Origin of the sequence: Streptomyces sp. NPDC006733, from assembly GCF_040636125.1 — a bacterium.
Classification (GTDB): domain Bacteria; phylum Actinomycetota; class Actinomycetes; order Streptomycetales; family Streptomycetaceae; genus Actinacidiphila.
This window is the reverse complement of the sequence record NZ_JBEYJD010000018.1, coordinates 42,920-53,992: the sequence shown is the minus strand read 5'-3', so window position 1 is coordinate 53,992 and position 11,073 is coordinate 42,920. Positions and strand designations below refer to the sequence as shown.

General features: G+C 73.9%; 8 protein-coding genes. 3 read left to right on the top strand and 5 right to left on the bottom strand.

Going from position 1 to position 11,073, the window contains the following annotated elements; all coding sequences use genetic code 11:
- Positions 1–34: 34 nt before the first annotated feature.
- A complete protein-coding gene (gabT, locus tag ABZ721_RS17770) occupies positions 35–1,366 on the bottom strand; it encodes a 4-aminobutyrate--2-oxoglutarate transaminase (protein WP_358789546.1) in 1,332 nt (443 codons plus the stop codon).
- A 335-nt stretch (positions 1,367–1,701) separates the two neighbouring features.
- Between gabT and ABZ721_RS17765 the strand changes: the two genes are divergently transcribed.
- The 3 genes from ABZ721_RS17765 to ABZ721_RS17755 all read left to right on the top strand — a co-directional run bounded on the left by ABZ721_RS17765 (position 1,702) and on the right by ABZ721_RS17755 (position 7,059).
- Entirely contained in the window at positions 1,702–3,723 is a 2,022-nt protein-coding gene (locus ABZ721_RS17765) for an ATP-binding protein (RefSeq protein ID WP_358789629.1), read from the top strand.
- 134 nt (positions 3,724–3,857) lie between these two features.
- A complete protein-coding gene (locus ABZ721_RS17760) occupies positions 3,858–5,495 on the top strand; it encodes a PucR family transcriptional regulator (RefSeq protein ID WP_358789545.1) in 1,638 nt (545 codons plus the stop codon).
- Between the two features lie 118 nt (positions 5,496–5,613).
- Entirely contained in the window at positions 5,614–7,059 is a 1,446-nt protein-coding gene (locus tag ABZ721_RS17755) for an aldehyde dehydrogenase family protein (RefSeq protein WP_358789544.1), read from the top strand.
- A gap of 166 nt (positions 7,060–7,225) precedes the next feature.
- On the opposite strand, the gene ABZ721_RS17750 is transcribed toward ABZ721_RS17755, so the two are convergent.
- The 4 genes from ABZ721_RS17750 to ABZ721_RS17735 form a co-directional block, all read right to left on the bottom strand.
- A complete protein-coding gene (locus tag ABZ721_RS17750; RefSeq protein WP_358789543.1) occupies positions 7,226–7,984 on the bottom strand; it encodes an anti-sigma factor in 759 nt (252 codons plus the stop codon).
- On the bottom strand, positions 7,981–8,568 hold the full coding sequence (locus ABZ721_RS17745) for a sigma-70 family RNA polymerase sigma factor (RefSeq protein ID WP_358789542.1): 588 nt from the start codon (positions 8,566–8,568) through the stop codon (positions 7,981–7,983). Before ABZ721_RS17745 ends, ABZ721_RS17750 begins: the two co-directional genes overlap by 4 nt.
- Before the next feature lie 71 nt (positions 8,569–8,639).
- Positions 8,640–9,296, bottom strand: a complete 657-nt coding sequence (locus tag ABZ721_RS17740; protein ID WP_358789541.1) for a fasciclin domain-containing protein — start codon at positions 9,294–9,296, stop codon at positions 8,640–8,642.
- Between the two features lie 94 nt (positions 9,297–9,390).
- Positions 9,391–10,983 (bottom strand): molybdopterin-dependent oxidoreductase, encoded by a 1,593-nt coding sequence (locus ABZ721_RS17735; protein WP_358789540.1) that lies wholly within the window; start codon positions 10,981–10,983, stop codon positions 9,391–9,393.
- Positions 10,984–11,073 lie beyond the last annotated feature (90 nt).

Sequence of the window (11,073 nt, the reverse complement as noted above, 5' to 3'; positions counted from 1 at the left end):
GATGCCGCCCCCTTACCCAGAGTTACACCGGGAGTCACACCCGGGTGAGGGCCTCCTCGATGATGTCGAGGCCCTCGTTGAGAAGATCCTCGCCGATGACCAGCGGCGGCAGGAAACGCAGCACGTTGCCGTAGGTGCCGCAGGTCAGCACGACCAGTCCTTCGGCGTGGCAGGCCTTCGCCAGCGCGGCGGTCGCCGCGGCGTTCGGGTTCTTGGTGCCCGGCTCGACGAGCTCGACGGCGATCATGCCGCCGCGCCCGCGGACCTCGCCGATCACGGGGAACTTCTCCTGCATCGTGCGCAGGCGGCCCTTCATGACCTCCTCGATGCGCCGTGCCTTCGCGTTGAGGTCGAGCTCCTTCATGGTCTCGATCGCGCCGAGCGCCGCGGCGCAGGCCACCGGGTTGCCGCCGTAGGTGCCGCCGAGGCCGCCCGCGTGCGCGGCGTCCATGATCTCGGCGCGGCCCGTGACGGCGGCGAGCGGCAGGCCGCCCGCGATGCCCTTGGCGGTGGTGATCAGGTCGGGGACGACGCCCTCGTCCTCACACGCGAACCACTGGCCGGTGCGGCAGAAGCCGGTCTGGATCTCGTCCGCGACGAAGACGATGCCGTTCGCCTTCGCGAACTCGGCGATCCTCGGCAGGAAGCCCTTGGCCGGCTCGATGAAGCCGCCCTCGCCCGCGATCGGCTCGATCACGATCGCGGCCACGTTCTCGGCGCCGACCTGCTTTGAGATCATGTCGATCGCCTGGGCCGCGGCCTCCTCGGCGCAGTTCTCCTCACCGGTCAGCCAGCGGTAGCCGTAGGCGAGCGGGACGCGGTAGACCTCGGGCGCGAACGGCCCGAAGCCCTCCTTGTACGGCATGTTCTTGGCGGTGAGCGCCATCGTCAGGTTGGTGCGGCCGTGGTAGCCGTGGTCGAAGACGACGACCGCGGTGCGCTTGGTGTACGAGCGGGCGATCTTCACCGCGTTCTCGACGGCCTCGGCGCCGGAGTTGAACAGCGCGGTGCGCTTCTCGTGGTCGCCGGGGGTCAGCTCGTTGAGCTGCTCGGCGACCTCGACGTACCCCTCGTACGGGGTCACCATGAAACAGGTGTGGGTGAAGTCCGCGAGCTGCGCGGTGGCCCGCCGCACCACGGCCTCGGCGCTGTTGCCGACCGAGGTCACCGCGATGCCGGAGCCGAAGTCGATGAGCGAGTTGCCGTCCACGTCCTCGAGCACGCCGCCGCCGGCGCGCGTCACGAAGACGGGAAGGGTGACGCCGATGCCGCTGGGGACGGCCGCGACCTTGCGGGCCATCAGCTCCTGCGACTTCGGTCCGGGGATCGAGGTGACGAGCCGGCGCTCCTGGGACAGTTCGGTCATGGCGGGCGTACTCCTCTTATATGTCCACGGGCTTTTCCCGCAGGCTAAGCGGGGGCCGTGCGGAGCCGCTTACGCCGATTGGGCGCGGTGGCGGGTGGCCGTTCGACACGGCGGACAGTCCGCTTCCCGGCAGACCGTAGTCCCGGCGGGCGATTTCGGCACCTGCGCCTCGCGAAGCGCCATGATCCTTATGGACCGGTGTCCGCTCCACTACATTGAGTTCCGTCGCTGGCGACGAGGCTGAGGGGCGGCCGGTAGTGGATATCGAGGGTACGCAGGGATACCGGAAGGCCGCGCCCGCGACCCCGGTGCCGAGACCGGCCGGACCGCCGCCGATGCCGCAGGCGCCGCCGGTGTCCGCGCTGGAGACCTGGCTGCGCGCACCGCGGCACCACGACGCCCCGGGCATCTTCGCCTACGGGCACGTCCCGCGGCCGCCGGAGGACCCGGGACGGCTCGCCGGCCGGCGGCTGATCGGCGGCGCGCTGCTGTCGCTGCTGTGCGGGCTGCTGGTGTGGTCGCTGCTGTGGAACTACTTCGGCAGCCTCTGGCTCAAGCCGATGTTCTGGCTCATCCCGGACAGCTGGGCCTACACGGGCGACCGCGTCGCCTACACCGTCGCCTCCAACACCTACTACCTGATCTGGGTCTGCCTGCTGGCCTACGTCTTCGGCCGGGCCGGCCACTGGCCGCAGGTGTGGCGCCGGTACGCCGCCCCCGCCCTCGGCAAGCTGTGGGACGAGCCGGCGCACCCGGGGGCACGGCCCGACGGGCAGCCCGTCGAGGAGGACCCCGTCCAGTGGCCCGAGCTGCGGGCCGCCGGGCAGCACGCGGTGGCGGACCGGCTCGCGGGCGAGATCCGCGGCGGGCGGATGAACGACGTGGACTACACCCGGATCCAGCGCGCCTGGACGGTGGCGCGGGCGGAGCCGCGGCAGCTCGACGCCTTCGTCGACACCGTGCTGCGGCAGGGCGCCGCGGCGTGCCTGCACCCCTCCGGCGCGCGCGACCTGCCGTTCCGCTCGGCGCGGCACGATCTGCTCGGCGGCCAGGTGCGGATCGGCCAGGCGCCGGACGAGATCCGCAACCCGTACCAGCACCGGGGTGCCGGGATCGCGCTCGATCCGTCGCTGCTCGGCACCGGGCTGGTCGCGGTCGGCCCGCCCGGCTCGGGCAAGACCCGGCAGCTGGTCCGGCCGGTCGTGGAGTCGCTGTGCCTGCGGGCGCTGTCCGGCGCCGCCGCCGTCATCGCCGTGGCCTCCGCGGGCAGCGACCTGGGACCGGCGGACGCGTTCGACGTCGTGATCTCGCTCGGCGACCCCTCCTCGCGCTACGACCTGGACCTGTACGGCGGCAGCCCCGACCCGGACGCGGCGGGCAGCACCCTCGCCGAGGCGCTCATCGACGACGGCCCCACGCACGAGGCCGACATCCGGCGGGCCGCCACCGCGCTCTCCCAACTGCTCGGCCCCTACCGGGCCGCCCACGGCCGGTTCCCCGCCGTCACCGAGCTGCGCGAGCTGCTCGACGGCATCCCGCACGCCTTCGCCGCGCTGCGCGGCGCGCTGGACCTGGCGGGGGAGCCGGGACCGGTCCGTGAGCTGGAGGCCCGGCAGCGGCAGGCGGGGCGGGCCGACGACATCGGCACGCTGCTCGCCGACCGGATCGCCCTGCTCGACCGGCCCGCCTTCGCGGGCTTCTTCGACGTCACCGGCCGGACCCGGCCGTTCTCCATGCACACCCTGGAGCACCCGCTGCGGGTCCGCATCGACCTGCCGGAGCGCGGCCACACCGAGGCGTCGCGGATCCTCGCCCGGCTGGTGCTGGCGCAGTTCACCGCGGCGGTCACCGGCCGCCGCGACCGGTCGCTCTTCGCCTGCCTGGTCCTGGACGACGCGGCGCACACCATCACCGGCGAGTCGGTGCGCGGGCTGCAGCGGCTGCGGTCCGCCAACGCCGGGGCGGTGCTGGCGCTGCGCACGCTCGACGACGTGCCCGAGGCGCTGCGCACCCCGCTGCTCGGCGCGGTCGGCTGCCGGATGGCGCTGTCGGGGATCACCACCTGGGACGGGAAGCGGTTCGCGGAGGCGTGGGGCACCACGTGGGTGGAGACGCGGGACGTGACGCGCACGCCCGACCAGTCCGGCGGCACGCTGCGCCGGCTCAACCGGGGGGTGCGGCGGCTGTTCACCGGGGAGGCGGTCACCACCGAGTCGGTCACCGTCCGCAGCGTCGAGCGGGAGCGCTGGTCCGCGTCCGAGCTGGCCCATTCGGTGCCGGCCGGGCACGCCGTGCTCTCGCTCACCGCCACCGACGGCGAGCACGCCCCGCCGATACTGGTCGATCTCCGCTCCTGACACCGGATGACCGAAGCGGGACGTATGGCGCCTGTTATCGGACGTCCGGTGCCGGAATCTGGACGGTGAGGCAGAATCGGAACCGGCGACCCCTACCGGTCGGCCAAAAACCTCGCCGGAGGCGTCAGCGCGTCATGCCCCTCACCCTCGCCTCTCTCGTCCACCACTCGGCGCTCAAGCTCGCGGTCCTCGCCGGCGGCGGCCACCTGGACGCCGCCGTGCGCTGGGTGCACACCAGCGAGCTGGACGACCCGGGACCGTACCTGGAGGGCGGCGAGCTGCTGCTCACCACCGGCCTCAAACTGGCCGTCGACGATCCGGGGAGCCTGCGCTCCTATGTACGGCGGCTGGCGGACGCCGGAGTGGTCGGGCTCGGCTTCGGCGTCGGCGTGGGGCACGACACGGTGCCGCCCGCGCTGGTGGACGCGGCGGCGGAGCTGGACCTGCCGCTGCTCGAAGTGCCGCGCCGCACCCCGTTCATCGCGATCAGCAAGGCCGTGTCGGCGGCGGTCGCGGCCGACCAGTACCAGGCCGTCACCGCCGGGTTCGAGGCCCAGCGCGACCTGACCCGCGCGGCCCTCGCCCCGGACGGCACCTCCGCGCTGCTCGGCCGGCTCGCGCACCACCTCAACGGCTGGGCCGCGCTCTACGACGCCTCCGGCGCGGTGCTGGCCGCCGCCCCCGAGTGGGCGGGCCGCCGCGCCGCCCGGCTGGCCGGCGAGATCGACCGGCTGCGGGACAAGCCGGCGCCCGCCAGCGCGGCCGTGGCGGGTCCCGCGGGCACCGAGGACCGGGTCGAACTGCAGTCGCTGGGCACCGCCCGCCGGGCGCGCGGCTACCTCGCCGTCGGCACCGAGGAGCGCCTCGACACCCCGGCCCGCTACGTCGTGCACGCCGCCGTCGCCCTGCTGACGCTCTCGCTGGAGCAGTCGAGGGCGCTGCAGGACACCGAGCAGCGGCTGGCGGCCGCGGTGCTGCGGATGCTGCTGGCGGGGGAGAGCGAGCACGCGCGCACCGTCGCGGGCCGGCTCTACGGCGACCTGCTGAGCGGGCAGGTACGGCTGCTCGTGGTGGAGCCCGCCGAACCCCCCGCCAAGGCGCCGAAGGCCGCCCAGGCCGCCTCCTCCGCGGCCTCCCGGGCGGCGGGGGACGCCAGGACGGTCCGCACCGGCCGCCCGGTGGCGGTCCTGGATTCCGTGGCGCTGCTGGCCGAGCGGGCCGAGGCGGCCGGCGCCCGGTCGGGCGAGCCGGTCATCGCCGTACGCGAGGGCCCGCGGCTGCTGGTGCTCGCCGCCGAGGACTCGGCCGTGCTCAAGGCCTGCACCGACTTCGCGGAGTCCGAGGACGCGCTGGCCGCGGGGCTCTCCGCAGCGGTCCCGGTGGCGGAGCTGCCGGACGCCGAGCGGCAGGCGGAGCGGGCGCTGGCCGTCGCGCTGCGCCGCGGCCGCAACCTCGTCGAGCACGGCGAGGTCGGTGCAGGATCGGTTCTCCCGCTGCTCGGCGACGACGCCGTCCGGGCGTTCGCCGAGGGGCTGCTGCGCCCGCTGCGCGAGCACGACGCGACCAGCAGGGGCGATCTCGTCCGCTCCCTGCAGGCGTGGCTCTCCCGGCACGGCCAGTGGGACGCGGCCGCCTCCGACCTCGGCGTCCACCGGCACACCCTGCGCTACCGGCTGCGCCGGGTGGAGGAGATCCTCGGCCGCTCGCTGGACGATCCGGACGTCCGGATGGAGCTGTGGCTGGCGATGAAGGCGCTGCCGCCCGACGCCTGACACAACGGAGTGTCCGACACATGCGGCACTCCACCGTGGACAAACGCCCGCGCCCCCGGCGCGGCCTACCGTGGTCGGACGTGATCGATCACCACCCCATCGGAAGGGCCGGGCCGCTGTGAGCACCCCCACCGCATTCTGGCTCGCCGGCCGCAAGGCGACCGGCGAGGACAGCTTCGACGTCACCAACTCGTGGGACGGCCGGGTCGTCGGCACGGTCAGCGTTCCCACCGAGGCCCAGGTCGAAGAGGCTGTCGCGGCCGCCGAGGCCGTGCAGGCCGAGTTCGCCGCGACCCCGGCCCACGTGCGGTCCGCCGCGCTCGACCTCGTCGCCAAGCGGCTCGCGGAGCGCACCGAGGAGATCGCCCGGCTGATCACCGCCGAGAACGGCAAGCCGATCAAGTGGGCGCGCGGCGAGGTCGGCCGGGCCGTGTCGGTCTTCCGCTGGGCCGCCGAGGAGGCCCGCCGCTTCAACAGCGGCGAGGCGCAGCGCCTGGACACCGACGCCGGCGGCGTCGGCCGCCTCGCGCTGACCCGGCGCTTCCCGCGCGGTGCGGTGCTGGGCATCGCGCCCTTCAACTTCCCGCTGAACCTCGTCGCCCACAAGGTCGCCCCGGCGATCGCGGTCGGCGCGCCGATCATCCTCAAGCCCGCCCCGGCCACCCCGCTGTCGGCGCTGGTGCTGGGCGAGATCCTCGCCGAGACCGGCCTGCCGGCCGGCTCCTGGAGCGTCCTGCCGGTCCCCAACGACCGGATGCCGGCGCTCGTGCAGGACAAGCGCCTGCCGGTGATCTCCTTCACGGGATCCGACAAGGTCGGCTACCAGATCATGGACTCGGTGCCGCGCAAGCACACCACCCTGGAACTGGGCGGCAACGCCGCGGCCGTGGTGCTCGCCGACTGGTCCTCCGAGGAGGACCTGGAGTGGGCCGCCACCCGGATCGCCACCTTCGCCAACTACCAGGGCGGCCAGTCCTGCATCTCGGTGCAGCGGGTGATCGCCGACGCGTCGGTCTTCGACGTGCTCGCCGAGAAGGTCGTCGCCAAGGTGGCGGCCCAGGTCACCGGTGACCCGTCCGACGACGCCACCGACGTGGGCCCGCTGGTCGACGAGAACGCCGCGAAGCGCGTCGAGTCGTGGGTCGACGACGCGGTCGCCAAGGGCGCCAAGCTGCTCACCGGCGGCACCCGCGAGGGCGCCTCGTACGCCCCGACGGTGCTCACCGGGATCCCCGCGCACGCGATCCTCGCCACCGCGGAGGTCTTCGGCCCGGTCCTGTCGCTGCAGAAGGTGGACGGCGCGGACGAGGCGTTCGCGGCCGTCAACGACTCGAACTACGGCCTGCAGACCGGTGTGTTCACGCACGACCTGCGGACGGCCTTCCGCGCCCACCGCGAGCTGGAGGTCGGCGGCGTGATCATCGGCGACGCTCCGTCGTACCGCGCCGACCAGATGCCGTACGGCGGTGTGAAGGACTCCGGCGTCGGCCGCGAGGGCGTCTCGTACGCGATGGCCGACTACACCTACGAGCGGGTCCTGGTCCTGACCGGCCTGGACCTCTGAGTCCAGGCATCCGAGCCCGGTCCGTCGGTCCCCGCCCTCCGGGGCCGGGCCGGCGGGCCCGACCGACCACCCTCCACCGGCCGGGGCGCATGTGCGGTGCGCCCCGGCCGGTTCCCCCGTGTCCCGCTCGCGGCCGGTTCCGGCCGGGAGCGGGACACGATCGGGATCAGGAGGTGATCGGTACGACCATGACCGGCGGGCCCGACGGGGTCCGCGAGCCGCCGGCCGGCTCGACCGTCACCCCGACCGCCTCGGAGCCGCTCGGGCCGCCCGCCAGGAGCTGGGTGCCGTCGCTGCGCCCCTGGGAGACCAGGCCGGCCGGGACCATCGTGCCCTTCTGGCTGTACCAGAGCTGGTAGACCTGGGAAGCGGCCAGCGGAGGCAGGTCGTGGTAGACGAACGCCGCCCGTCCGAGCCGCTCGGAGGCGACCACGGTCGCCGCCCCGCCGCCCCGCATCGAGCCGGTCCGCAGCGTCGCGTCCGGGGCCGTCATCAGCGTCTCCAGCTCGGAGGCGCGCTGTTCGGCCTGGACGCTCCCGTCCCGGGCCCGGTCGGCGTCCTGCTGGGCCTGCACGGCCCAGATGCCGGCACCGACGGCCAGGGCCAGCGAGGCCGCGATCGCCAGCTGCGGCAGCCGCCGGCGCCACCGCGTGCCGCGCAGCGGCACCACGGCGGGCTCCACGACCAGCGGTGGCAGCTGCCGTACCTCGGGCAGCGCCCACATGACGCGCTCCCGCAGCCCCGGCGGCGGCACCTGCGCCACCGCGAAGGCCAGCCGGGTCGCGGTCTCCCGCAACTCGCGCACCTCCTGGGCGCACGCGGGGCACTCGGAGAGATGGCGGGCGAACTCGCCCGCCTCCGCGGGCGACAGCGCGTCCAGTGCGTAGGCGCCGGTCAGAGTGTGCAGATCGGCGGAGTCGGTCACGACGTCACCCCCAAGCAGTCCCGCAGGCGAATGAGCCCGTCCCGCAGACGGGTCTTGACAGTGCCGAGCGCCGTTCCCAGCACATCGGCGGTTTCACGGTAGGTGTAGCCCCGGTAGTAGGCCAGGTTCACCGACTCGCGCTGGAGTTCGGTCAGCTGCTCCAGGCAGCGGCGCACCTGTTCGCGCTCCAGGCGGCGCTCGACCTGTTCCGACACCTCGTCGAACGCGGGAGTGTGGTCGCGGACCGCGGCCCGCTGCTCCCGGTCGGACGAGGCCTGGGCCGAGCGCACCCGGTCCACCGCGCGGCGGTGGGCGAGCGTCATGATCCACGCCATGGCGCTGCCCCGGCCGGCGTCGAAGCGGGCGGCGCTGCGCCACACCTCGATCAGCACTTCCTGGGCGACCTCCTCGGACTGCGCGGGATCGCGCAGCACGCGGTGGGCCAGGCCGAGCACGGACCCCGCGACCGCCGTGTAGACGCCGTTGAAGGCTTCCTTGTCGCCCCTGGAGACCCGTTCGAGCAGGGTCTCCAGGCTTCCGGGGCCCGGCGCCACGGGTCCGTCGTCGCGGGCTACCGCGTGCATGCGCACCTCCGAGCAATGGTCGTCACACCACTGGTTCGTAGCCGGCGCCCCGGTGGATTGGTGCGTTTCGATCAGGCGGCCGGCGGCATCAGGACGGTGTCGATGATGTAGACGTTGGCGTTGGCGGTCTTGACGTTGCCGCAGACCACGTTGGCCGTGTCGTTGACCTTGTACGACTCGCCCGAGCCCTTGGTCGTCAGGGACTGCTTCTCCAGCGTGGTGAATGTACCGCTGCTGAGCTGGTTGGGGGTGATCGGCTGGCCCACGACGTGGTAGGTCAGGATCTTGGTGAGCGTCGCCTTGTCGTTCAGCACCTTGTCCAGGTCGGCCTTCGGGATCTTGGCGAAGGCGTCGTTGGTCGGCGCGAAGACGGTGATGTTGGTCGCGCTGTTGAGCGTGTCGACGAGACCGGCCTTCGTCACCGCGGTCACCAGGGTGGACAGCGCCGGGTTGTGCGAGGCGGCGGTGGCCACCGGGTCCTTCGCCATGCCGTCGAACGAGCCCGCGCCGTCCTTCGGCACGCCCGCACAGGCCGGGCCGAACGGTGCGGACGCGTTGGCCGCGTCGGTCGTGGCGGGGGAGGACGCGGCGGGCGGCGTGGCCGCGGTGGTGTCCGAGGCGCTGCTCTTGTCGCTGCCGCTGTCGGAGCAGGCGGACGCGGTGACGGCGAGGACGGCCGCGGCGGCCGAGGCGAGGGCGACACGGCGGATACGGTTGGTGGTGTACATGACAGGTATCTCCTCTTGGGGGTGCCCGGCGGGACCGGGGTGGTGCGGTGAGGTGGTGCGGTTCACGGGGTGCCGGTGGTGCGGTGGGCGGGACTCACTCCACGGTGACCACCACCGAGTGCCAGCCCGTCGACCCGTCGGGCACGGTGCCCTTGCGGTCCTCGGTCTGGGTACTGCCGGTGCGGTCCGTCGCGCGGACCTCGATGCGGTGCGAACCGGGCTTGGCGTCCCAGACGTGGGACCACTGGCGCCAGGTGTCGGCGGTGTCCTCCGCGGCCGGCCTGGTGGCCACCCACTCACCGCCGTCGATCCGCACCTCGACCCGGTCGACACCCCGGTGCTGCGCCCACGCCACACCCGCGACGGGCACGGGGCCCGCCTTCAGCGAGGCGAAGGGCCGGGGGGTGTCGATCCGGGACGACGTCTTGATGGGGGCCTGCGGGGACCAGCTGCGCCGGACCCAGTAGGCGTCGTAGTCGGCGAAGGTCGTCAGCTCCAGGTCGGTCAGCCACTTGCAGGCCGACACGTAGCCGTAGAGGCCGGGGACGAGCATCCGGACCGGGAAGCCGTGGGTGAAGGGCAGCGGTTCGCCGTTCATCCCGACCGCGAGCATCGCGTCCCGGCCGTCGAGGACGGTCTCGACCGGGCTGCCGAGCTGCATCCCGTCCACCGAGCGCGCCACCAGCTGGTCGGCGGGACCGCCGGCGGACGGCGGCCGGACGCCGGCCTCCTTCAGGAGCTCGGCCAGCGGCACCCCGATCCACCGGGCGTTGCCGACGTACGGGCCGCCGACCTCGTTGGAGACGCAGGTCAGGGTGATGTCCCGCTCGATCAGCGGGCGCCGCAGCAGATCCTGATAGGTGAACTCCAGCGGCTTGGTGACGCCCTTGCCGTGGATCCGCAGCCGCCAGGTGTCGGCGTTCACCTGGGGAACGGTGAGCGCGGTGTCCACCCGGTAGAAGGACGCGTTGGGCGTCGTGAACGGCATCATGCCGGGGATCCGCAGGTCGGCGCCCGCGGGTACCCGCCCCGCCGCCGACAGCGGGGCGGGCAGTCTGACGGCGTCCCGGGAGGCGACGGCCGCCGCGTTGGTGGAGTTCAGCCGCCGTCCGACGGTGCCGCCGACGGCGGAGAAGGCGGCCGCCGCGGAGGCGGCGATCAGGAACCCGCGCCGGTCGAAGGCCCCGGCCGGTTCGCCGGGATCCTCGGCCCCGTCCTCGGCGCCGTCCGCCGCGGGCCGGGCCCGCCCGCGGACCAGCCCGGCCAGCAGCCACAGGACCGCCGCCCCGGCCACCGCGCCGACGAGCGAGGGGAACGCGTCCGACCCGACACCGACCGGCCGCCGGACCGCCGCCACCGCGCCGACCACGCCGAAGAGCGCCACTCCGATGACGCCCGCCGGACGGTTCCGCACCGCGATCACGCCGACGACCGCGGCGAACAGCGCCAGGGTCGCCACGATGCCCAACTGCAGCACCAGCTTGTCCGAGGTGCCGAAGTGCCGGATCGCCCAGTTCTTGACCTCGACCGGAGTCGCGTCGATGGCCGTCCCGCCGATCGCCGTCACCGGCGACGCCTGCGGTCCGACCGCGATCGCCACCAGCTCGGCGGCGGCGAGTGAGACGGCTGCCGCCAGTTCTCCGCTCAACGCGCCGAGCAGCAGCCCGCGCTTCCAGTTCCTTGTCACACCGGGCATTCGGAGCGGACCGGGAACCGGATTGGTTCCGTCACCCGATCGGGTGAGCGGACCGGGCCGCACGCCCCGTCCGTAGGCCCC